Here is a 24,380-nt window from a genome sequence, read left to right as displayed (position 1 = left end):
TATGAAGATTTTAGTTACAGGTGCTGCCGGATTTATAGGGTTCCATCTTACCGAAAATTTACTACAGGAAGGTTATGAGGTAGTTGGGCTTGATAATATTAATGATTATTATGATGTTAAACTTAAATATGATCGTCTAAAGGAATTGGGCGTGAATTCTGATGAGGCATCTTATTATAGTAGTAGTGTGGATAGTCTGAAATATCCCAATTTTAAATTCATAAATCTGAATCTGCAGGATAGAAAAGTTTTACCATTGCTTTTTAAACGTGAGAAAATTGATGTAGTATGCAATCTGGCTGCACAGGCTGGTGTGAGGTACAGTCTGGAAAATCCTGAGGCATATATTGATAGCAATGTAGTGGCTTTTGCTAACCTTCTCGAATGTTGTAGGTATCATAAAGTGAAGCATTTGATCTATGCTAGTAGTTCCAGTGTTTATGGACAAAATGATAAAGTTCCTTTTTCTGTAGAAGACAATGTAGATCATCCTATAAGTCTCTACGCAGCTACGAAGAAAAGCAATGAATTAATGGCATATACTTATAGTCATTTATATAAATTCAGGACGACAGGCTTAAGATTTTTTACAGTTTATGGACCCTGGGGCCGACCCGATATGGCTATGTTTCTTTTTACAGATTCCATTATAAAAGGGGAGTCAATAAAAGTATTTAATGAAGGAAATTTGGAGCGGGATTTTACTTATATAAAGGATATTGTAGATGGAGTAATGGAGGTGATAAAATTGGAAAATAATTCTAATGTTGATAATTCTTCTTTATATAATATAGGTAATAGTAAACCTGTAAAACTTTTAGATTTTATTTCTGAAATTGAAGAGAATTTAGGGTTAGAAGCAAAAAAAGAGATGCTGCCTATGCAACCAGGAGATGTGAATAGAACATGGGCAGATATCACGTCTTTACAAAACGATTTTGAATATTATCCAAAGACAGGAATCGCTGAAGGTGTAAAAAGATTTATTGACTGGTATAAAGAATATTACGTAGATAGAGATAATTAAAAAAACCTACTTCTTGTAATAAAGGTTGTCAGTCAATGTTTTTGTGTAGACTATTTTTATACTAAACCAATGGTTTCAGAGATATTGCAATTTGAAATTCGCATTCTTCAGAAAAACATCTATCTCTTAAACTTGTGCTAAAATAGAAGGTAGTAGTGCCGATCTTCCTAAAAGGATTTTACCTTTGACTTAAAATAAAGTTGGCAGGTATTCTTTGTGCTAATTTTTATCAGGTTTTTAATTTTAATGATAAAAAGATTTATTAAAAAATACTTTGAAAGCTTTGCCTTCTTTTATTTCTATTTAGGTTATAAAGTAGTAATAATTTTTGTTTTAGATATTCTGGTAGGAGTCTTGGATGGATTAGGACTTACCATGTTTTTGCCTTTATTGCAATTAGTAAGTAATTCTTCGGGAGTTGATCCAGATGGGCTAGGGAGGATAAGTTTTGTTGTTGAATTGATTAGTAATTCAGGTCTTCCTCTAATTTTAGGTTCAGTTTTATGGTTCATGGTTGTATTCTTTTTTGGAAAAGCCTTAGCTCAATACTATGCGGGTATATATAGAATGGAAGTTCGGGTGGATTTTGTAAAAAAATTGAGAATTGCAAATGTTCGGCGACTTAGTACCTTGGGCTATAAATATTTTGTTACTTCAGACGTTGGTCGTATCCAGAATACTCTTACAGGGGAGGTAGATCGTGTTGCCAGTTCTTTTCAAAATTATTTTAAAACAATTGAAGCTGGTGTTCTTGTAGTTATTTATATGGTTTTCGCCTTCAGTATAGATCCTGAATTTGCGGTGCTTGTTACTATCGGGGGAGTGCTTACTAATTTTTTATATAAGCACCTATATAGAAGTACTCGTGGTTTTTCGCTAACGCTCACAGGTGAGAATAATGTTTTTCAAAGTTTGATTATTCAGAACGTATCAAATTATAAGTATCTTAAAGCCACAGGTTCTTTAAATAAATACAACACTAAATTGAATAATTCCATTCTTAAAATTCAGGAGACCAATACAAGAATAGGCCGCCTCGAATCTTTTCTGAATGCCGGAAGGGAGCCGATATTGATTCTTGTTGTGGTGGCTGTTATTTTAATTCAAACCAGTCGTTTAGGATCTGAATTGGGTTTAATTTTGATGAGTCTTCTTTTCTTCTATAGGGCTTTAACGTACCTTATGTTGATGCAGACTAATTGGAATAAGTTTCTTGCTGTTTCTGGTTCTTTGGAAAATATGAGGATTTTTGGAGAAGAACTTAAATATAGAATCTTAATAGGGAATGTATTAAAAATAGCACTGCTGAACAATAAAAGATAAATAAATTTAAATAACCTCAATGAGATTAAAACTACATATAAATAAAAATTTTAAGATGCCTTAAATCCTATGATTTTATTTCTGTGAGAGCATTTTTAACTAGCATTACATTCTCCCGAAGTAGTTATTTTTTTTAAATATAATTTTCTGACAATGTTTCGGAGCTGGTTTTTGACCTAGTAGCATCAGCAAGGTTGGGTTATAGAAATCCTTTTCTCATAGATAGGCCATAAATATGAATAAAAAAAGGTAAAGGAAGCTGTATCACAGTAATTAGTAACAAATTATTAAATTTAAAAGACGAATAGCTTTTGGAAAAACTTGAAGTTGTCAAGAAAAAAAATATCAATGACCATTAGTTTTTCTTCTATAAAGCGGATAAAAAAATCATACTGAAAAGAAGGTTTTCAAAGTTAATGCTAGATCAAACTGAAAAAAAAATTTAGCTATGGCCTTGTATAATATAATTATTAAAGATTAAAAAATGGATAAACCCTTAAATTTTTATATAATAAATACTCCTCACGACAACTGGGAAGATTATTTGATAAGAGATTTTAAAGAAAAAGGTATCCTGAACCATGCTGTGGTTCAGAAAACCGTCACTGCAAGTAAAAAAAAATTTCTAAACCTGGGTTTAAACGGTTTGGAAGGGGAATATAAAGCTGTGCCGATAGAATTATATGAGCGGATTTACAATCATTTACCTAAGTTTATCGATATGTATTCAAGGGTAAATCTGCATAACTCTATAAATTATAATGAATTTAATTTCCATCAGTTTCTTGATCATTTTAATCTAATGATAAACTATTATTATACTTTATTTACTGATAATAATATCGACATCTTAATTCAGAATAATTCACCTCATGCCGGATATGATTATATTCCTCATGTGTTGGCGAAAGAAATGGATATACGTACACTCTATATTGGGCAAACTTCTTTTCCAAATAGATTTTTTCATTATTGGGAGTTCCATGATTTTGGAACATTTAAAACAACAAAAAATCTTTTTGATCTTCCCCCACCAATAAAAATTGAAAATAAGTTTGAGAAAGATCTTCCTTACATGAAAAAAAATCGCAGAGATGGATTTAAATTTTCAAATATTAAAAGTCCTCGTTCTTTACATAATGAATTAACCAAATATGTTCCTGAATATCAACTAGCCAAAGATTTAGTTAAATCAAATTATAGAGGACAGGCCTACTATCGATATAAATTAAGAAAAACATATGAAAAAAATCGGAGAAATCTCATAAATGAAGTTGATCTAAATGAGCCTTTCGTATATTTTGCCCTACACCTACAACCCGAGAAAACAACATCTTCGTATGGCGGGAAGTATTCAGATCAGGCTTTAGCTTTAGAGCATTTATCTTCTATTTTACCAAAAGGCTGGAAAATCTATGTTAAAGAAAATCCAAAGCAGACCTATTTTATGAGAAATCCTGAATTTTTCAGGAGATTGGAACGAATTCCAAATTTAGTGTTTGTTTCTCCTGCTTATAATACCTATGATTTAATTAGACACACAAAAATTTGTGCCACTATTTCTGGAACAGTGGGTTGGGAGGCAATAACCGGTGGAAAGACTGTACTGATATTTGGATGGGGGGTTTGGTACAAAACTTTGCCCGGAGTTTATTCTTTCTCTCCTGATTTAGATTTGGAAAAAATAAGTTCTGAAAAAGTTGATTTCACAGAACTTCAGTCAAAATTTAATGAACTGACAGCGAAATTAGCACCCGGAATCGTTTTAAATGAAAATTATCCTTCATATTATAAAGATTATAATGTTGAGGAAAATAATATTCAGGTGGCAAAAAGCCTGGAGAAAATTATAAGATCAAAATTTAATTAATTATGTTGAGAAATAAAAGTTTATTAATTACCGGCGGTACAGGATCATTGGGAAAAGCGCTTACCGGTCATATTCTAAAAAAATATCCTGAAATTAAAAGACTGGTAATTTTCTCCAGGGATGAACAAAAACAGTTTCAGATGGCTCAGGAATTTCCTGCTAATGAATATCCCCAAATTAGGTACTTTATTGGAGATGTTCGTGATAAAGAAAGATTGGTGCGCGCTTTTAAAGGTGTTGATTTTGTTATACATGCTGCGGCAATGAAGCATGTGCATTTAGCTGAATATAATCCAGATGAATGTATTAAAACTAATGTTGGGGGAGCACAAAACGTTGTTCATGCCTGCCTGGAAACGGGAGTGGAGCGCGTAGTTGCCCTTTCAACAGATAAAGCTTGTGCTCCTATTAACCTGTATGGAGCAACAAAGCTTACCTCCGATAAGCTTTTTATAGCTGCCAATAACATTAAAGGATGGAATCCTATTAAATTTTCGGTGGTGCGGTATGGAAATGTAATGGGATCAAACGGTTCTGTAATTCCTTTCTTTATGAATAAACGGGAAGAGGGTATTTTGCCAATTACAGATCCTGAAATGACGAGATTTAATATCTCTTTACAGGGGGGAGTTGATATGGTTATGCATGCGCTGGAAAATGCCTGGGGGGGAGAACTTTTTGTGCCTAAGATTCCTTCCTATAAAATTATGGATGTAGCCGAAGCCATTGGCCCGGAGTGTGAAAAGAAAGTTGTGGGCATAAGGCCCGGTGAAAAATTGCATGAGGAAATGATTACTCCTTCTGATTCCTTTTACACTTATGATTTAGGAAAATATTATGCAATACTTCCTTCCAGTCCCCGGTGGAGCTTAGAAGATTTTAAAAACGAATTCCATGCCAAAAAGGTGCCTCAGGGTTTTAAATATAATTCAGAAGAAAATACCGATTGGGAAACAGTAGATTCTCTACGTTCTTTAATAAAAGAACATATAGATGAAACTTTTGAAGTTGATAAATAAGCAAGCATGAAAAATAAACCTATTCCTTACGGAAGACAAAATATCACTGAAGAAGATATACAGGCAGTTGTTGAAACCCTGAAATCAGATTACCTTACTCAGGGTCCAAAGATTATGGAATTTGAAAAAGCCTTTGCAGAATATACCGATAGTAAGTACGCTGTTGCGGTTGCTAATGGTACCGCCGCTCTTCATCTTTGTGCACTTGCCTTGGATGTGAAAGAAGGAGATAAAGTAATTACTACCCCTATAACATTTGCAGCCTCGGCCAATTGTGTAAGATATTGCGGGGGTGAAGTTGTATTTGCAGATATTGATGCGGAGACTTATCTATTGAACATCGATGCAGTGAGGAAACTGCTCGAAGAAGCACCAAGAGGAACCTATAAAGGGATTATTCCGGTGGATTTTGCAGGACGTGCAGTTAACTTAGAGGCTTTTAAAATATTGGCCAAAGAATATAATCTTTGGATAATTGAGGATGCATGCCATGCTCCCGGCGGATTTTTTAGTGATTCTGAAAATAAGATACAAATTTGTGGAAATGGGCACTTCGCCGATTTGGCAATATTTTCTTTTCACCCGGTAAAGCATATTGCCAGTGGAGAAGGAGGGATGATAACTACTAATGATGAAGGTTTATATAATAAACTGCTTCAACTCCGTACACATGGTATAGTTAAGAACGATGATCTATACCAAAACTCAATAGAGTTTGCGGGAGGTAACCAAAAATATCCCGGTTGGTACATGGAAATGCAGGATTTGGGGTACAACTATCGTATTACCGATTTTCAGGCAGCATTAGGAAGTAGTCAGTTAAAAAGAGCTGATGAAGGGCTCCGGCGTAGAAGAGAAATAGCTCAAAAGTATTCGAGTGAATTTAAGGATGAAAATTTCATAAAAGGGCAATCAGGTGTAATTGAGGGGCATGCATATCACTTATATATAATTGAAGTGGAAGACAGACTCGGACTTTATAACTTTTTAAGAGAACAGAGTATTTTTGCGCAAATTCACTATATACCTTGCCATCTAATGCCTTATTACAGAGATTTTGGCTGGAAAGAGGGAGATATGCCTAAGGCGGAAAATTATTATAATCATTGTATCAGCCTGCCTATGTATCCCACTCTATCAGCAGAAGAACAGGATTTTGTAATTTCAAAAGTTAAAGAATATTACAGTGAATAGAAATCTGTGCATCATACCGGCTCGTGGAGGAAGTAAACGTATTCCCAGGAAGAACATAAGAAGCTTTATGGGCAAACCAATTATTGCGTATTCAATAGAAGCTGCTCTAAATAGCGGGCTTTTTGATGAAGTTATGGTTTCTACTGACGATGAGGAGATTGCTGAAATAGCACGCAAATATGGAGCAGATATTCCCTTTATGAGAAGTAAGGAAAATGCAAATGATTTTGCCACCACTGTTGATGTGCTATTGGAGGTCCTGGAGGAGTATGATGCCGAAGGAAAAGAATTTGAAAACATGTGCTGCATTTATCCTACAGCACCTTTTATAACCGAAGCTAAATTAGTTGAGGCCTTTGAGAAATTATCCAGAGAAAATCTGGATGCCGTATTTCCTGTAATTCCTTTTGGTTATCCTATTCAGAGATCACTGAAATATTATAATAATAAACTGCGATTTTTCTTTCCGGAATATGAAAAATCACGTTCTCAGGACCTTGAAAAAGCATATCACGATGCAGGACAATTCTATTTCATAAGAACAGAAAATTTTGTCCGTAATAAATCTATAATAACAGAAAACACCGGAGGTATAATAATAGCTGAGATGGAAGCTCAGGATATAGATACAGAAACAGATTGGAACCTTGCTGAATTAAAATATGAACTCATACAACGCACTGAATAAGCAGAAGTTTTCTAGAGGTGAATATTCAATTGTCCCTATACGTCTGGAAGACAGGTATAAAATTATGCAATGGCGTAATGAGCAAATGTATCATTTGCGACAAAATGAACTCTTGACAAAGAAGAAGCAGGATAATTATTTTGATTCCGTAGTATCAAATTTATTTGAACAGGAGAAACCAGGCCAAATTTTATTTTCCTATTTGAAAGGAGAAGAATGTATTGGATATGGCGGTTTGGTACATATAAACTGGGTAGATAAAAATGCTGAAATATCCTTCATTATGAAAACAGATCTTGAACAGAAGGAGTTCAATAAGCATTGGAATATTTATTTGAAATTAATTGAAAGAGTAGCTTTTAAGGAGTTGAATTTGCATAAGTTACACACATATGCTTTTGACCTAAGGCCTAAAATCTATGAAGTTTTGGAAGCAGCAAATTTTAAGGTTGAGGCAGTTTTAAAGGAACATTGTTTTTTTAATAATGAATACATAGATATAATTATTCATTCTAAATTCAATGATATATAATATAATCAAAACTCAATTAAGACTTATATCGTATTAAGTTATCTGACCTAAATATAACATTTTCAAAATATAATTTCTATAAATGAAAGATATTGAATTAATACCATTGGCAGAAGAAGACCTGGATATTGTGAGGGAGTGGAGAAATTCTCCGGAAGTCTCTCAATACATGTATAAAGACGAGAACATCACTAGGGAACAACAGGAAAAATGGTTTAAAAAGGTTCAACAGGACGAAAGTAAAAAATATTGGATCATTAAATATGAAGGCGAAGAACTTGGTGTTGCCAATTTAACAGAAATAGATAAATGGAACAGCAAGTGCTATTGGGGGTTCTATCTTGGTAATACCAGTATTAGGGGGAAGGGCATAGGTGCTAAAATTGAATATAATGTTCTGAATTATGTCTTTGGTGAACTGAAATTAAATAAATTATGTGGTGAAGTTTTTTCTTTTAATGAAAAGGTTGTTCAGATGCATGAAAAATTTGGTTTTAGAAGAGAAGGCTATTTAAGAAATCATATTCAAAAAAATAATAGATTTCATGATATAGTGGTAATTGGTCTACTTTCTTCTGAATGGAAACAATTAAAAGATAGTTTAAAGACTAAAATTTATGGTTAAGTTATAAAAAGAACATTAGTTATGCAGTTAATAGTAGGGCAGAAAGCTTCTCAAACCAAAAAATTTTCAAAAGAAGAGGTCTTAAATTTTAGTAAACTAACATCTGATGATAATCCCATTCATTTTGATGAACAGTATGCTTCAAAGACCAGATTTAAAAAAACGATTGTTCAGGGGCCAATGGTAGTTTCATTGATTGGGGGGATATTGGGTTCTACACTGCCGGGACCTGGGACGATTTACATTAGCCAGGAAACTAAATTTTTAAAGCCACTGTTTATTGAAGAAACTGTTACTGCCTGGGTTGAAATTATAAAAATCAGGGATGACAAACCAATTATTACGCTGAAAAACTGGATAGAAAAGGAAGATGGTGAAGTAGTTCTGGAAGGTCAGTCTGTAATTCTATTTTTAGAAAACCTATGAGTATAGAGTTTTCGGATAGGCTTAAAGTTTTATATGAAAGTGAGGTTGCGTAAAATATATTATGGAGATGTGGAAATGCTCTTTAACTGGAGAAATCATCCGGCTATCAGACAAAATTCTTTTGACACAAGTAAACTTTCGATGGCAGGTCATAAGGAATGGTTTGTGAATGTTCTAAATAATGATGACATAATTACTTACATTTTGGAAATAGGGGAAATTCCCGTTGGAGTTATTCGATTTGATGTAGAAGGGCAGATATTAGCTAAAATAAATTATTTTATAGATCCTTCCCAGCAAGGCAAGGGTTATGGTTCAAAAATATTAGCTTTAGGGGTAAAAAGGGTTTTTAAGGAAAATTCAGCATTGAAAAAGGTCTATGGTCTTGTGCTAAAAGATAACCTGGCTTCAATAAAAATTTTTAAGAAGCTAAGTTTTGATAAAGTTTGGGAGAATACATCAGAATTAAAATTTGAAAAATCTATAGAATGAACATAGGAAATAAGACAATAGGAGGAGATAATCCTGTTTTTATAATTGCTGAATTATCGGCAAATCATAATGGTAGTTTAGAAACAGCTCTTGAGACGATCAAGGCTGCTAAGCGTACAGGAGCAGATGCAGTTAAAATCCAGACCTATACTGCAGATACCATGACGCTTGATGTAAAAAAACCTGATTTCATGTTAAGTCAGGGTACGATCTGGGATGGGAAATACCTTCATGATCTATATAAAGAAGCTTATACACCCTGGGAGTGGCATGAACAATTATTTAGAGCTGCAGAAGAGGAAGGTTTAATTTGTTTCTCATCTCCCTTTGATGCAACAGCTGTAGATTTACTTGAAAAATTAGATGCCCCCGCTTATAAAATAGCTTCTTTTGAAATTACTGATATCCCATTAATTGAATTGGTAGCTTCAAAAGGAAAACCAGTAATAATCTCTACGGGCATAGCTGAAAAGGAAGATATTGAACTGGCTTTGGATGCATGTCACAGAATGGGAAATAAGGATGTGGCCTTTTTAAAATGTACCTCTTCTTATCCAGCTCCCATTGAGGAGGCAAATATGGTTATGGTAAAAGATCTTTCCGAGCGTTTTAATGTAATCTCTGGACTCTCAGACCATACGATGGGAAGTACAGTTCCCGTAGTAGCTACCTGCTTTGGAGCAAAAATAATTGAGAAGCATTTTATTTTGAATAAAAAAATTGGAGGACCTGACGCTTCTTTTTCGATGGATGAAAAGGAATTTACAGAAATGGTAAAAGCTGTTCGAGAAGCCGAAAAAGCTATGGGCATAGTAGACTATTCATTAACCGAGAAGCAGAAAAAAGGGAGGGAATTTTCTCGTTCCCTATATGTAATTAAAGATATAAAAGCAGGGGAGGCTTTAACTGAAGAAAACGTAGGATCTGTTAGACCTGGATTTGGTTTGCATCCAATGTATTACTCTCAAGTGTTAGGAAAAAAGTTTATCAATAATCTTGAAAAAGGTTCGCGACTGTCATTAGAAGATTTAGAAAAATAATATGAAGCTATCAGATATAGAGGGGATTTTTAAAGAGGTAAATATTCCAAAGAATGAGATCCTGTTCTTACACGTGAAACTGAAAGGAATAGCAGATCAAATTCCATATCCCAATTTATCAAAGCAGATAATTGCGGTTCTGGATGATCTTTATCAGCCTAAAACTATATTAATTCCCACTTTTACATATAGCTATACCAAGAGTGGGATTTTTAACAAATTAAGTTCTAATTCAGAGGTCGGAAGGTTCGGTGAAGAAATAAGAAATCAGTTTGATCCTGTACATCGAACAAGTAATCCTGTTTTTAATGTAATAGATACTAACAGATATTTTGAAAAATTTGAACTAAAAGAAGAAAGCGCCTTTGGTGAGGATTCTCTTATGCACCTTTTACATAATTTGGGTCATGTGGTAATAAATATAAATGTTGATGAATTTATAAGTACCTATCTTCATTTCCTTGAGTATCATTACAAGGTCCCATATCGATATAATAAAAATTTTCCTGGAGAGGTGATTTTATCTGATGAGGATAAGAAGGAAATAAACTATCAATATCATGTGAGGGATTTGGATAAACATACCTCGTGGGATCGCCATAAAATTAAAACGACCCTACACAAGGAAGGTGGTCTAAAAATTCACCAGAGTGGAAATGTGGAGGTTGTTTGGTCCCATTCAAAAACGATGGAAAAGATTTTGGGACAGAAATTAGAAGCAGATAAGAATTTCCTGCTGAGTTACAAGCTTTAAATGAGACACGATTAATTAATTCAAATGACAGAGAAAAATATAGGAAATGTAATGTATGGGTGGGCAAAAGATTTGTTCCCGATTAATCGTAGTTTAATGGGAGCTGGAGTCAGAGAAACCTTTAATTACTTTAAAAATATTATTCCGGAGTTGGAAATTAAAAGCGTTTCTACCGGTTATAAAGCTTTTGACTGGACAGTGCCTGAAGAATGGGAAATTGAAGAGGCCTATATTGAAAATAAGGATGGTGAAAGAATTATTGATTTCAAAACAAACAATTTACATGTTGTTGGATATTCTGAACCTGTGGATGAATGGCTTAATCTGGATGAATTAGAGAACCATTTATATTCTTTGCCAGAACAACCGGATGCTATACCCTATGTAACTTCATACTATAAGAAGAGATGGGGGTTCTGCCTTTCTGAAAATCAAAGAAGAAAATTAGAACCGGGAGATTATCATGTGGTTGTAAAGTCAAGTTTTAAAGAAGGTGTTTTAAACTATGGAGAGATAATACTACCCGGGAAATCTAGCAAAGAAGTTTTCCTGTCTTCTTACGTTTGCCATCCCTCAATGGCCAACAATGAGCTTTCTGGCCCCGTTGTTACTATTGCACTGACCAATTGGATTAGAACCCTTCAGGATAGAAATTACACTTATAGAATTGTTTTGATACCTGAAACATTAGGATCAATTATTTATTTAAGTAAACACCTGGAGGAACTTAAAGAAAAGGTTTTTGCAGGTTTTAATATTACCTGTATTGGTGATGACAGATGCTATTCCTATTTACCTTCGCGAGAGGGGAACACATTATCAGATCAAATAGCGTTGCATGTGCTACAACATACTGCCCCAAATTTCAAAAAATATACCTGGCTCGATCGTGGCAGTGATGAACGGCAGTATTGTGCACCCGGAGTAGATTTGCCGATGGCCACCATCATGAGAAGTAAATATGGTGAATATCCTGAATATCACACTTCTGATGATAATCTCGATTTAATTTCTCCTGAAGGTTTGGAGGGAGGATTGAATGCTTTAAAAAAAGCAATTGAAGTTATTGAGCATAATGCGGTTTTAAAGAGTACAGTTTATTGTGAACCACAATTGGGCAAAAGAGGGTTATATCCTACGGTCAGTGTTAAAGGGTCAGCCAATGAGGCAAGAAGAATGATGAATTTGATTAGCTATTGTGACGGCGAACACAGTCTTTTACAAATAGCTAATAAAATTAATGCCCCTATTTGGGATCTATATGCTATAGTCGATAAATTAGTTGAGAATAAAGTGATTAAGGTGCTTTAGTGAAAAAGTACATAAAATGCTGTTGCACTTTTCTAAAAAGTAGATTTTAATCATCCCAAGAGAATAAAGCTTAAATTTAATAATATAGTTCACGTAAAAAATTGATAATTATGAAAAAATATTATGGAGAAAGAGTTTATCTTAATGAAATCGAAAAGAAAGACATTACTGATGATGTAATGAAGTGGTTTAAAGATGAGGAATTAATGAAGTTCTATACCTCATCCAAGCAGACCATTACCAAGGAAAAATTACTTCATTCCATAGAAGAAGGAAAATCTAAAGGTAATCTTTTCACTTTTGGGATCTATACTATAGAAGATAATACTCTAATTGGCACGATAAAGCTAGGGCCAATCCATCAGGGTCATAAAACTTCTGATTTGGTAATTCTTATTGGAGACAGAAATTACCTTGGAAAAGGGCTAGCAGTAGAGGCTATAAAGGTTGGAAATACATTAGCATTTGAAGAGTTCAACATCAGGAAATTATATGGTGGAATGTACGAATCGAACATTCCTTCAATTAAAGCCTATACCAGAGCTGGTTGGCTCGTCGAAGGAAGACTTAAAGGATTTTATAGTGTAGATAACAGGAATGAGGATAGGATATTGGTAGGATGTTTTAATCCTAAACATTTTAAGCAGGAAGAAATAGATGAAGTATCAGCCAATCAAAAGAGATATCTTCAATTGTAAGAGCGGTTGGACCAAAATTAAAGTATAGTAGCGATGTACTTCTCTTTTTGAGCTGTGAGAAAAAATCCGTTAGAGATGATTGTTTTCTCTTTTTTGAATAATTAACAAATCGTTGAAAGAAAATATATATGGAATACATGTTTCGGTGCACCACAATTCAGCGGTTAAATCAAATTTATGTCTTTACAAAAGAAGGCTCTTTCTGGGGTTAGCTGGACTTTTCTTGAACAATTTGGAAGTAAGGCAATAAATTTTATAGTGCAGATTGTTCTGGCGAGGTTAATTGCTCCGGAAGAATTTGGACTTCTGGGTATGATTTTAATTTTTAATGCTATTGGTAATTCGTTATCAGATACAGGAATGAGCCAATCTCTAATTCGGTCTGATAAGCCGGACGAAGAAGATTTTTCTACAGTTTTCAGTATTAATTTTACTATATCATTTCTTCTGTACTGGATCTTTTTTATTATCGCTCCTTACATTTCCGAATTTTATGAGCAACCCAGATTAACCGATTTAATCAGGGTGTATTCAATTGTAATTATAATTAGCAGTTTATTCATTATACAAAAAACAAGATTAACTTATGAGCTGAATTTTAAGTATCAAATGAAAGCACAGTTACCTGCCTTGTTTTTATCAGGTCTTACAGGTATTCTATTGGCTTATTTGGATTATGGTGTGTGGGCTCTTGTTTATATGCAAATTGTAAATGGTTTATTTCTTACAATTACATATTTCCTTCAAACGCGTTGGATCCCTAATGTAAAAATCAATCGAAGTAAGTTAAAAGAACATTTTCTATTTGGTTATAAGCTGACATTAGCGGGTATTATGAGCCGTATTGTCAAAAACATATTCCCAATGGTTATTGGTAAATATTATTCGGCAGCAATGGTTGGTTATTATACCAGGGCATTTACCATGAAAGAGTTGCCGGTTGTTACTATATCTAATACTTTAGACAAAGTTGTCTATCCGTTGTTGGCCAAAATCAAAAATGATGACAGACAATTAAAAGCTGCTTATCAAAAAATACAAATATTATCATTATTTGTATTGAGCACAATTATGTTGCTGTTGATTCTAATTGCACATCCACTGTTTGGTTTTTTACTCGGTGAGAAATGGCTCCCTGCAGTACCTTTTTTTCAGTTATTATGTATAACAGGAATTTTTTATCCTATCAATAAATATAATTCCAACATTTTAAAAGTAAAAGGAAGAACAGATTTGTATTTAAAAATGGCAATTATCGTCAACATAACAATGGTGTTGGGAATTATTGTAACTGTAGAATATGGAATAATACCATTAATATTGGCACAGGTAATAAACAGCTTAATTGGGGTTGGTATCAACATCTATTATGCTAATCAATTTATAAAATACCCATATATAGAGCAATTTGTGGATGCATTTAAAACTGCTCTTCCCGGCTTAATATCATTTGCTCTAATATTTTATTTAATAGAATTTTATAATATAATGAAGGATTTTAATTACTTCCTTGAGTTATTAATAATTGGAGGCTTGTTTATGGCAATTCTTATTTCTTTACATTTTTTGTTTAGAACCAGGGCTTTAAAAGAAATACATTTAATTTTAAAATTAGTTCCCAAAGGGAAGATGTTTGGTAAATCTTAAGTAAAAGGAAAATATAAAGTAAAAATGATTAAAAGTAAATTTACCATTGAATTTTAGATTTATAATTTTAAGAAAATCATATGATTTCCTGATTATATGTTTCTTAATTCAATAATTACTTTTACATCCTAAAACCTGATTCAGATAATGAGTAGACAGATAAAAAAAATACTTTTTATTATTGATACCCTGCAAGGTGCAGGTGCGGAAAGAAGCTTAGTTGGAATTGCAAAACATCTCAAAGAGTTTACTCCTGTTTTTGTTCATATATACAAGGGCGACATGTTAAAGCCTATCCTGCAAAACGCTGGAATAAAAGTGTATTCTTTAAATATTGAAAAAAAATATGGGTTTAAGGATGCTATAAAGTTACTTGTTCCCATTTATGAAGAGGAGACACCTTCTTTAGTACATTCCACCTTGTTTCGCGCAGATATGATTGCAAGACGTATGAAGAGAAAATTTCCACAAATTCCTTTAATGGGCAGTTTTGTAAATAATACCTATACTCCTCAACGGTACCAAAATGTAAGTATTTTAAAAAAAGCTAAGCTATGGATAGCATATCAAATGGACAAACAATCTGCAAAAAAGGTTGATTTCTTTGTATCAAATTCTGAAACAATTAAGAATGCCGAGGGTGGTGCTTTGGCTGTTCCCCCATCAAAAATAAAAGTAATCTACAGAGGAAGGGATTTTTCAAAATATGCCAACATCGATGATGAAAACATCATGAGCAGGATGAAAACTTCTTTAGGAATTGAAAGTGATAATATTCTATTAAATGTAAGCAGGTTAATAGAGAGAAAAGCACAATTGGATATTGTAAATTCTTTACCTGTAGTCATTAAAGAATTTCCTGATACTATTCTTATTATTGCTGGTCATGGTGAATATAAAAGTATACTGGAAAAAAGAGCGAAGGACCTTGCTGTTCAGGAGCATGTGAAGATATTAGGTAGAAGACATGATATTCCGGACTTATTAAAACTGTCAAAGGTATTTGTATACCCTTCTTATGCCGAAGGTTTGCCCGGAGCTTTAATTGAAGCAATGATGGCAGGTAAACTAATAATCGCTTCTGACATTGGGGAGAATTTAGAATGTGTTGATGAGAAGTGTGCAATAATTTTTAAAAAAGCTAATGTAAAGGAGTTGTCCGATAAAATAATTTTTGCACTAAGAAATTATGCACAATTGCAGGATCTAGGTGAAAATGCCAAAAAGATGGCAGAGGAAAAATTTGAAATTCAAAAAATTGCTGATAAATATGAGGAAACTTATGAAGAAGTCAGGACGAAATATAAGTGAAAATAATGAGAGACGTTTTTTATAAAGCTTTAAATATTATTCATCCTGTTGTTAATACCTTTTTTAAAAATAGGCTACGGGTTCTGGCTTATCATGATATTATAGATCCGGTTACATTTGAATCTCAACTATTGTGGCTAAAAACAAACTATCATATAATAGATATTTCTACCTTAAGAGATCATCTTTTTTATAATAAAGAATTAAGAGCAAATTCTTTACTTATTACTCTGGACGATGGTGATAAAACAGTTTACACAAATGGTCTTCCAATTTTTAAGAAGTATCAGATACCGGTCTGTCTTTTTATAATTACAGAATTAATTTCTACTAATAAAGATTTTTGGTGGAATACGATTATAAAGAATGAGAAGAAAAAAGGATATTCCCAAGTGGAAATAATGAAAATCGTGAATAAAAATAAGTCTATGTTAAACAAACAACGGATTGAGTTTTTAAAGCAATATCCATTGACTTATCAGGACCAGTTAACTACTAGTGAGATTAGAGAGCTTAAAGGTAATAGAGTTTACATTGGAAATCATTCCCACACACATCCTATGTTTGATAAACTTGATAAAGATGAATTACTTGAAGAACTAAACCAGGCAGGGCTTCTTTTTAAAAAAAATGGAATTGGTGATTTTTCAGTATTTGCTTATCCAAATGGTAACTTCAATGAAAGCGCAGAGAATTTACTTTTAGATAATGGTATTGAAATTGCTTTTTTATTTGATCACAAAATCAATGAAAAGAAAATAAATCCATTAAGAATTTCACGGATTGCAGTAGATTCCGATACACCTCTACCAGAATTTAAGACTAAAGTTTCAGGTTTACATCCAATGATTTGGCATGTTGCAAAGCAATTTTAGACATTGCTAGATAATATATAAAGGATGGTAGAATTGAATATTAAGTCATTATTGTAATCTTAATATTACGCAGAAGACTTTAGAGGTTAAACAAAATATTTATGTTGGAGTTCAGAAAAATTAATTATGAAGAGGATCTGGATCAGGTAATTAATCTTATTCAAAAAGGTTTGGATCCAAATTTTACTCCTGAACTTTTTAAATGGAAGCATTTAGAAAATCCTTTTGGTAAATCTTACGGCCTTTTAGCTCTTGACGGTGATCAAATTGTAGGGCTAAGAATGTTTATGTACTGGGAATTCAAGTATTTTAAAGAACAAAAGACTATTAAGGCCATTCGGCCTGTAGATACAGTTGTAGATAAAGATTATAGAGGTCAGGGATTATTTAAACGCCTCTCTTTAACAGGACTGGATGAATGCAGAGGTAATTATAAAATAATTTTTAATACACCTAATGAAAACAGTCTTCCCGGTTATCTTAAAATGGGTTGGCAAAGACTGGAACAGGTAAATTATTTCCGAACTTCCTTAATGAACCCTCTTCTTAAATCTTTACAGTACGAAGACATAGAAGCCGGAGCGATAGATTTTGAAGAACAAACTTCTCGTGATGTTAGTACTTACCGGTCTTCTGTTTATTTTAAATGGCGATATAAAAATGATCCATATAAAATAGCTTTTTTTCCAGAGGAGAAAATTTATGTTGCTTATCGCACCAGTAAAACATATCTTATTGTTTGTGAGGTGTTTGGAAATAATGGTGCGGTGTCGTATAAAGTTTTAAATTCTTTGGCTAAAAACACGGGAAAGTATTTAATATACTATTACAATAATGAGTGCTTTAAGAAATTTAATTTACTGGTAACCTTTAAACGTAAAAAACCTGTTATTGTAGTACGTAATCATGAACATTTAAATATTTCCGGAAGTATGGATTTTTCGCTTGCCGATTTAGAGGCTATTTTCTAAGGTATCTATTGTTATATGAGGAAACCAAGAAATTTTTAATTACTCAAAATTCTTCTATTGAAAATACTACAATTAATACATAAACCTCAAAACAGGGGAGCAGAAACTTTTGCCTGCCAAATATCAGGTCACCTCAAAGCCCTGGGACATCAGGTAAAGATTGTTGCTATTTTTGAAGGCAATGCAACTTTGCCGTATGAGGGGGAAATAATATGTTTAAATGCTTCTCAAGGAAACAGATTTTTGGACCTAAGAGGTTGGAGAAAGTTATCTAAAATAATTTCATCCTATCAACCTAATGTTGTTCAGGCAAATGCCGGGGACACTTTAAAATATGCTGTATTTTCAAAAATAATTTTTGACTGGAAAGCGCCTATTCTATTTCGTAACGCCAGTGAAGTGGGACGTTACCTTACTTCTCCATTTCAAAAGAGATATAACAGTTTTTTATACAGAAAAATAGATTGGGTGGCATCGGTTTCAGGGGTTTCAGAAAGAGATCTTTTAGAACATTTTCCTTTTCTAAAAGGAAAAACTGAAATAATTCCTATTGGATTGGAGATAAAGAAGCAAGAATCCCTTGTAAGGCTAAAGCCTTTTTCTGTAAAGCATATAGTTCACGTAGGAGGTTTTAGTTTTGAAAAAAACCATAAAGGGCTGTTGCGCATATTATCTCTAATTTTGGAAAAAGTGCCTCAGGTCCATCTGCACCTTGTGGGGGATGGACCTTTAAAAGAAGAAATTGAATTAGAAGTAAAAAAGATGAAGCTGGAATCTCATGTGTCTTTTTATGGCTTTGTGAACAATCCTCTGGCTTTTATAGATGCTGCGGATGTTTTGGTATTGCCAAGTATTATTGAAGGTCTTCCGGGAGTTATTCTTGAAGGCATGTACTGCAAGACTCCTGTTGTCGCTTATAATGTTGGAGGTATATCTGAAATTGTTAATGGAGATACCGGTATTCTTGTAGAAAAGAACGAAGAGCAAAAGTTTGCAGAAGGAGTCTTAAAATCTATTAATCAGCCGGAAAATGTCAGAATAGACAATGCATATAGGATGGTTGTTAAAAGATATATGAATGAGGACATAGCGTTAAAATTCGTTAATTCCTACGAAAAGATTGTTACAGATGAGGAATAGCTTATTTTTGCCAAATACCATCTTATTTAAATAATATTGTTATCGTTATGGATAAAATAAAAATCCTCCATATTATAAAATCATTAGGTAGAGGAGGAGCTGAGGTTTTACTGCCAGAAACGCTAAAATTGCATAATCAATCACAATTCGAATTCCATTACATATATTTTCTGCCCTGGAAAAATCAGATGGTGGAGGCTATAGAAAAAACGGGAGGAAAGGTTACCTGTCTAAAGGCTTCCAACAATTTAAGTTTATTAGGTAAATCTTCAGATGTAATAAACTACTGTAGAAAATATAAAATAGATCTCATCCATTGCCATTTACCCTGGTCCGGATTTCTTGGCAGGATAGTAGCAAAAAGAACAAATATTCCTGTTATTTATACAGAGCATAATATACAGGAGCACTATCATATAGCTACAAAAACATTGAATAAATTTAGCTTCAATTTTCAAGCTTTGGCTTTAGGAGTGTCTGAGGATGCCACGCAATCTATTATAAACAATATAAAACCAAAAATTCCTGTCCGTACAGTTTTAAATGGTGTTAATACAGACTTTTTTATTAAAAACCACAATGAAAGAGTAAAGATTAGGCATAAGCATAACATACCTGATGATGCTTGTGTAATTGGTAATATCGCTGTTTTTAGGGAACAAAAAGCAATACCAGTTTGGTTAAAGGCTTTCAAAAAAATAAATAAAAAACATCCTGAAGTTTATGGGCTTTTGGTTGGCGCAGGTCCAAAGGAAGATGAAGTTAAAGCTTTAGTAAAGGAATATAATTTATCAGACAAAATAATATTACCAGGTCTTCAAACGGATACCCTCGCTTATTTTTCAGCAATAGATATATTTATGATGAGTTCTGCTTTCGAAGGTCTTCCAATTGCGCTTTTAGAAGCAATGAGTATGGAATGTGCTGTAGTATCAACAAAGGCGGGAGGAGTAGTAGAAGTAGTGGAAAATGAAATAAGCGGTTTATTGTGTGAAGTAGGAAATTATGGTTGTCTGGCAGCAAAAGCTTCTGAATTGATAGAAGATCCGGAAAAAAGAAAAGATTACCAAATTGCTGCCAGGAAACGGGTAGTGAATAACTTTAGTTTAAAGAGGATGGTGGATGAATTAGAGGATATCTACAATAGTTTTGTGAAGAAGTAATAAAAAATTTCAATTTTCATCTGATTTTTATTTTTTTTAAAAAATGAACATACGAGAAGCTACAGAAAAGGATATTCCGGAAATCGTGACTGTTCTAAAAGCAAGCCTGGGAGAACAGGAGTTAGCTTTGTCTGAAGAAATCTGGAGATATAAACATATTAATAATCCCTTTGGTAAATCTCTTATACTTGTGGCAGAGGAAGAAGATATAATAGTTGGTGTACGTGCCTTTATGAGGTGGCGCTGGCACAACGGGCATAAAGAATTTTATTGTTTTCGGGCGGTAGATACTGCTACACATCCTAAACATCAGGGTAAGGGTATTTTTAAAAAATTAACTCTTAAGGCAATTGAAATAGGAAAAGAAGAAGGAGCGGACTTTGTGTTTAATACACCAAATGAAAAAAGCAGACCAGGGTATTTAAAGATGGGCTGGGAGTTGGCGGGAAATATAAAGGTAAGTATTAAACCGGCTTTTAATTCTTTCTGGAAAATTAAAAAAACAATTCCTGATTACGAAGTGCAATATAGAACCTCTGTTTCCAAAATTGAAAATTTGTGTTCAGAGTGGAATAGTAAATTTATCGGGGAAGTTTTATATACTCCCAAATCTGTGGAATACTTGAAGTGGAGGTACGAGAACAATCCATTACGACAGTATGAGGTTTTGGCAGCTTCCAATTACTACATTGCTGGTTATATAAAACATCATAAAAGGATCAAAGAGCTTCGAATTGTGGAATGTTTATACTTAAATGCTTTTCCCAATAAGGAAATAAATAAAAGTATACGCGATTGGAGCCTTAAATTTGGAGCACAGTTTATTTCTTTCTCACCCGAACTTTTAAAATTAAAAGCTCCTGCGGTTAAAGGTAAGTTTGGGCCAATTTTAACGGTACGAGATCTCAATCTTTCTCCTCATGAGAAGGAAATTTGTTCTTCCATAGAAAATTGGAACTATAGTTTAGGGGATTTGGAGTTATTTTAAAAAATATGATAGGTGTCCTTTTTCTAATTATCTTATTTGCTGGTTTAAATCAAATAATCTTTGGTTTTTATCAAAAGAAACACTCTTTTTTTAATAAAAAGCTGTTAAATCTTTTATACTTCTATCATCTGGTTTTTTTTGGTATTTACCTCTGGTATGCGTATAATAATCCTTCAGACTCCAAAGGATATTTTGAATTTTATAGTAAATATCCAAACCTTAGTTGGTTTGAAACTTTTGGGACAGACACAAGTTTTATTCATTTTATTGGATATCCTTTGCATTTTATTGGATTTTCATACGAAATGTTTATGGTAACATTTTCCTGGATAGGGTTTATAGGTTTTGTCTATTCCTATTTATTTTTTAGGGAGAAAATACCTGTAAAAGTAAAAATGTTTAAATCCATAGATTTTCTAACCCTTCTGCTTTTTCTGCCAAATATGCATTTTTGGACTGCTTCTTTGGGCAAAGGAGCGCCAATTTTTATGGCTGTTATGATGTTTGCCTATTCTATTTTACAGCCGAAATCACGAATATTCACCTTGTTTTTGGGCTCGTTACTGGTCTTTTATATAAGACCTCATGTATTTCTGTTTTTGGCCGTGGGGGCAGTTTCAGGATATTTTACAGGTAAAGAGAAAATTTCAACCTCTAACAAAATATTAGTGATGGTGGGGATGTTAGGTGGCGTTCTTCTTGTGCAGGATCAAATTTTAGCTGTTGTTAATTTACAGGATTCTGACAACCTTGTTGAAGATTTCGAAAGTTTTACAGGAGATAGAGCAGAAAATTTAAGCCAGAAGGCTGGGTCAGGAGTGGACATGGCATCATATTCTTTACCAATGAAATTGTTTACCTTCTGGTTTCGTCCTCTTTTTATTGATGCCCCTAATCCTTTGGGTTTTATAATTTCTTTTGAAAATCTTCTGTATCTTTTACTCTTCCTGAAAATTATAAGAAAAGATTTTATCAGTTTTTTAAAACGTGCACCATCAGCTGTAAAAATGAGTTTGGTAATTTTCTTATTAACATCTTTTGCCATGACTTTTGTCATGTCTAATCTGGGAATAATTATGAGGCAGAAACAAATGGTCATGTATTTTCTGTTTTTTGTGATCTACTATTTTTTGGCACAAAAAAAATATGACAAGATCGTGAGATTAAGAAAAAAAAGAAAAATAAAAGAAGAAAGTTTAGCGTAATTCGGATATAGGAAGCGGTTAGTAAAGGAATACGTTTCTTTTTCCGGTAGATGAGGTACATGAAAAAAACAGGAGTAGTCGTATTAACATATAACCGTTTAAAGTATTTAAAAATAGCTTTATGTAAGGTGATTGCTCAAACACACCAGCCACTTCAGATATTGGTAGTGGATAACGGTTCTACCGATGGAACAAAAGAATATCTTGCTTCTGTCGATAAAGTTGAAAAAATCTTTCTAATTGAAAATACCGGACCTGCCGGCGGTTTTTATAACGGGATTAAGTATTTTTCTGAAAACACCAATGTCGACTATGTGTGGCTCATGGATGATGATTTTTTTCCTTTTGACTCTTGTTTAGAAATTCTTCTTAATGCTACCAATTTAGAAACGGTGGTATTTCCCTATGTTCGGGAAAAAAATTTTGCTTTTCGCCAACAACCCGGATGGTGGGGAGTTCTAGTTCCAATGCCCATTATTAAACGTGTGGGTTATCCCCGGGAAGATTTATTCTTTTGGTCTGAAGATACGGAGTACTTGCAGGCAAGAATCCGGATGAAGTACAAGTATGCGCAAAAATGGATTTCTCAGGCTAAAGGCGTTCATTTTACGGTACGGCAAACGAACGCCAGAAGACCTTGGCAGTATTACTATGAAACACGTAATACTATTTATTCTCGTCTGTACATAAAAGAGACTACATTGCAACGTTTATATAAGCTTTTAAGGAGTTGGATTATTTTATTTTTAAATATTTTAGTTAAAGAGGATAAGAAATCGTTAAAATTTAAGATGTTTTTTTTGGGGACGTATCATGGATTTTTTAAAAAACTTGGTAAAAGGGTAGATCCTTCAAGTGGTAAGATTATAAAACTCTCTGGAAGATAAGTGGATGTACGCAGTAAAACACATAAAATTGTGCGGATTTTTAGTGAATTTGGGAACTTTTAGGAGATGCCGTAAGATGAATATATTTAAAACGAAATTGTATGCAGGTGAATAAAGGCTGTTTTGTTATTTCTCTTGACTTTGAGCTTCTTTGGGGGGTATTCGATTTAGTAAATCATAAAGAAAAAGAAGAATATTTTACCAATACGAAAAAAGTAATACCTCTTATACTTGATAGCTTTGCACAGTATCAAATACATGCAACTTGGGCTATTGTAGGGATGTTGTTTAATAGCAATTGGGAGGAATGGAATAATAACCAACCTAAGGTTGTACCCCTTTATAAAAATTCCTCTCTTTCTCCATACGATTTTGGCAACTCAATTTCAACCCTTGCTACTGAAGATTTTGTGTTTGCTCCCGAGCTTATCCAACAAATAAAGGGTACGGAAGGGCAGGAAATAGGAACGCACACGTATTCCCATTATTATTGCCTGGAACAAGGACAGACCATAGAACAATTTGCTGCAGATCTTCAGAAAGCTATTGATGTTGCTTGTGAAATGAATATAAATTTAAAATCTCTTGTATTTCCCAGAAATCAACTTAGGGAGGAGTACTTAAAGATTTGTGCAGACATGGGTATTGAAAATGTAAGATCCAATCCTTCTTCCTGGTATTGGCAGGATACCCAATCCAGTTCTTTCCTGACCAAGATCGGACGATCTGGAGATGCCTATTTCCCATTCGGTAATAAGAATTACCCACTTAAAGAACTAAAGAAAAAGAAAGGCATCCCATTGGAGCAGAAAGCCGGTAGATTCTTAAGGCCTGTAGAAGGGAATAGTTTTTTGAGAAAATTGAAACTTAAGCGAATTATGAGAGAAATGACTATGGCAGCAAAAAAGAATGAAATTTATCATCTATGGTGGCATCCGCATAACTTTGGAGACCATCCTACAGAAAGCTTGAATGACCTGAAAGTAATCTTGGAACATTTTGATAAACTGCGAAGTAAATTTAATTTTCAATCTGCCAATATGGAAGAAATTGGAGGATTACAAAAGAGCACATAATCGTAAATGTTTAATTTAAATTGTGTATTTGGTATTGATTCATGGGAAATGGAAGAACTAAAAATGTAATTAATATAAGGCTTAAATTCATCTCATGGTGAATCTCTATTTATTTAAA

At 33.5% G+C, this 24,380-nt stretch carries 24 protein-coding genes; all 24 read left to right on the top strand.

Going from position 1 to position 24,380, the window contains the following annotated elements; genetic code table 11:
* The first annotated feature begins 1 nt into the window (after position 1).
* The 24 genes from RM545_RS04405 (at position 2) to RM545_RS04290 (ending at position 24,262) form a co-directional block, all read left to right on the top strand.
* Positions 2–1,027: an NAD-dependent epimerase gene (locus RM545_RS04405; protein WP_311494108.1), complete on the top strand. Its 1,026-nt coding sequence runs from the start codon at positions 2–4 to the stop codon at positions 1,025–1,027.
* A gap of 246 nt (positions 1,028–1,273) precedes the next feature.
* Entirely contained in the window at positions 1,274–2,350 is a 1,077-nt protein-coding gene (locus RM545_RS04400; RefSeq protein ID WP_311494107.1) for an ABC transporter transmembrane domain-containing protein, read from the top strand.
* Between the two features lie 646 nt (positions 2,351–2,996).
* Entirely contained in the window at positions 2,997–4,220 is a 1,224-nt protein-coding gene (locus tag RM545_RS04395) for a capsular polysaccharide export protein, LipB/KpsS family (RefSeq protein ID WP_311494106.1), read from the top strand.
* Positions 4,221–4,222: 2 nt separating this feature from the next.
* Entirely contained in the window at positions 4,223–5,239 is a 1,017-nt protein-coding gene (pseB, locus tag RM545_RS04390) for a UDP-N-acetylglucosamine 4,6-dehydratase (inverting) (RefSeq protein ID WP_311494105.1), read from the top strand.
* Positions 5,240–5,245: 6 nt separating this feature from the next.
* Positions 5,246–6,433 (top strand): UDP-4-amino-4,6-dideoxy-N-acetyl-beta-L-altrosamine transaminase, encoded by a 1,188-nt coding sequence (gene pseC / locus RM545_RS04385; RefSeq protein WP_311494104.1) that lies wholly within the window; start codon positions 5,246–5,248, stop codon positions 6,431–6,433.
* Positions 6,426–7,121 (top strand): pseudaminic acid cytidylyltransferase, encoded by a 696-nt coding sequence (gene pseF, locus RM545_RS04380; RefSeq protein WP_311494103.1) that lies wholly within the window; start codon positions 6,426–6,428, stop codon positions 7,119–7,121. Before pseC ends, pseF begins: the two co-directional genes overlap by 8 nt.
* Positions 7,096–7,653: a GNAT family N-acetyltransferase gene (locus tag RM545_RS04375; RefSeq protein WP_311494102.1), complete on the top strand. Its 558-nt coding sequence runs from the start codon at positions 7,096–7,098 to the stop codon at positions 7,651–7,653. The genes pseF and RM545_RS04375 overlap by 26 nt, the downstream gene beginning before the upstream one ends.
* 82 nt (positions 7,654–7,735) lie before the next feature.
* A complete protein-coding gene (gene pseH, locus RM545_RS04370) occupies positions 7,736–8,278 on the top strand; it encodes a UDP-4-amino-4,6-dideoxy-N-acetyl-beta-L-altrosamine N-acetyltransferase (protein WP_311494101.1) in 543 nt (180 codons plus the stop codon).
* A gap of 21 nt (positions 8,279–8,299) precedes the next feature.
* A complete protein-coding gene (locus tag RM545_RS04365; protein WP_311494100.1) occupies positions 8,300–8,704 on the top strand; it encodes a MaoC family dehydratase in 405 nt (134 codons plus the stop codon).
* Between the two features lie 33 nt (positions 8,705–8,737).
* Positions 8,738–9,196, top strand: coding sequence for a GNAT family N-acetyltransferase (locus RM545_RS04360; RefSeq protein ID WP_311494099.1), 459 nt, complete (start codon positions 8,738–8,740; stop codon positions 9,194–9,196).
* Complete coding sequence (gene pseI, locus RM545_RS04355) at positions 9,193–10,236, top strand: pseudaminic acid synthase (protein ID WP_311494098.1); 1,044 nt, start codon at positions 9,193–9,195, stop codon at positions 10,234–10,236. Before RM545_RS04360 ends, pseI begins: the two co-directional genes overlap by 4 nt.
* Before the next feature lies 1 nt (position 10,237).
* Positions 10,238–10,990, top strand: coding sequence for an AAC(3) family N-acetyltransferase (locus tag RM545_RS04350; RefSeq protein ID WP_311494097.1), 753 nt, complete (start codon positions 10,238–10,240; stop codon positions 10,988–10,990).
* Between the two features lie 24 nt (positions 10,991–11,014).
* Entirely contained in the window at positions 11,015–12,301 is a 1,287-nt protein-coding gene (locus RM545_RS04345; RefSeq protein ID WP_311494096.1) for a DUF4910 domain-containing protein, read from the top strand.
* 110 nt (positions 12,302–12,411) lie between these two features.
* Positions 12,412–12,999 (top strand): GNAT family N-acetyltransferase, encoded by a 588-nt coding sequence (locus tag RM545_RS04340; protein WP_311494095.1) that lies wholly within the window; start codon positions 12,412–12,414, stop codon positions 12,997–12,999.
* 177 nt (positions 13,000–13,176) lie between these two features.
* Positions 13,177–14,646, top strand: a complete 1,470-nt coding sequence (locus RM545_RS04335; protein WP_311494094.1) for a lipopolysaccharide biosynthesis protein — start codon at positions 13,177–13,179, stop codon at positions 14,644–14,646.
* Between the two features lie 147 nt (positions 14,647–14,793).
* Positions 14,794–15,957, top strand: a complete 1,164-nt coding sequence (locus tag RM545_RS04330) for a glycosyltransferase family 4 protein (protein ID WP_349254703.1) — start codon at positions 14,794–14,796, stop codon at positions 15,955–15,957.
* A 5-nt stretch (positions 15,958–15,962) separates the two neighbouring features.
* Complete coding sequence (locus tag RM545_RS04325) at positions 15,963–16,832, top strand: polysaccharide deacetylase family protein (protein ID WP_311494092.1); 870 nt, start codon at positions 15,963–15,965, stop codon at positions 16,830–16,832.
* Positions 16,833–16,933: 101 nt separating this feature from the next.
* Positions 16,934–17,803 (top strand): GNAT family N-acetyltransferase, encoded by an 870-nt coding sequence (locus RM545_RS04320; protein ID WP_311494091.1) that lies wholly within the window; start codon positions 16,934–16,936, stop codon positions 17,801–17,803.
* A 57-nt stretch (positions 17,804–17,860) separates the two neighbouring features.
* Positions 17,861–18,943, top strand: coding sequence for a glycosyltransferase (locus RM545_RS04315; RefSeq protein WP_311494090.1), 1,083 nt, complete (start codon positions 17,861–17,863; stop codon positions 18,941–18,943).
* Between the two features lie 47 nt (positions 18,944–18,990).
* Positions 18,991–20,106, top strand: a complete 1,116-nt coding sequence (locus RM545_RS04310; protein WP_311494089.1) for a glycosyltransferase — start codon at positions 18,991–18,993, stop codon at positions 20,104–20,106.
* A 43-nt stretch (positions 20,107–20,149) separates the two neighbouring features.
* Positions 20,150–21,094, top strand: a complete 945-nt coding sequence (locus RM545_RS04305) for a GNAT family N-acetyltransferase (RefSeq protein ID WP_311494088.1) — start codon at positions 20,150–20,152, stop codon at positions 21,092–21,094.
* Between the two features lie 5 nt (positions 21,095–21,099).
* On the top strand, positions 21,100–22,299 hold the full coding sequence (locus tag RM545_RS04300) for a hypothetical protein (protein ID WP_311494087.1): 1,200 nt from the start codon (positions 21,100–21,102) through the stop codon (positions 22,297–22,299).
* 59 nt (positions 22,300–22,358) lie between these two features.
* Positions 22,359–23,186 carry a glycosyltransferase family 2 protein gene (locus tag RM545_RS04295; protein WP_311494086.1) on the top strand — a complete coding sequence of 276 codons (828 nt, stop codon included), beginning with the start codon at positions 22,359–22,361 and terminating at the stop codon, positions 23,184–23,186.
* A gap of 101 nt (positions 23,187–23,287) precedes the next feature.
* Positions 23,288–24,262 carry a polysaccharide deacetylase family protein gene (locus RM545_RS04290; RefSeq protein ID WP_311494085.1) on the top strand — a complete coding sequence of 325 codons (975 nt, stop codon included), beginning with the start codon at positions 23,288–23,290 and terminating at the stop codon, positions 24,260–24,262.
* The last annotated feature ends 118 nt before the right edge of the window (positions 24,263–24,380 follow it).

Origin of the sequence: Autumnicola lenta, assembly GCF_031846515.1 — a bacterium.
Taxonomy (GTDB): domain Bacteria; phylum Bacteroidota; class Bacteroidia; order Flavobacteriales; family Flavobacteriaceae; genus Autumnicola; species Autumnicola lenta.
This window is presented reverse-complemented; position numbering and strand designations above follow the sequence as displayed.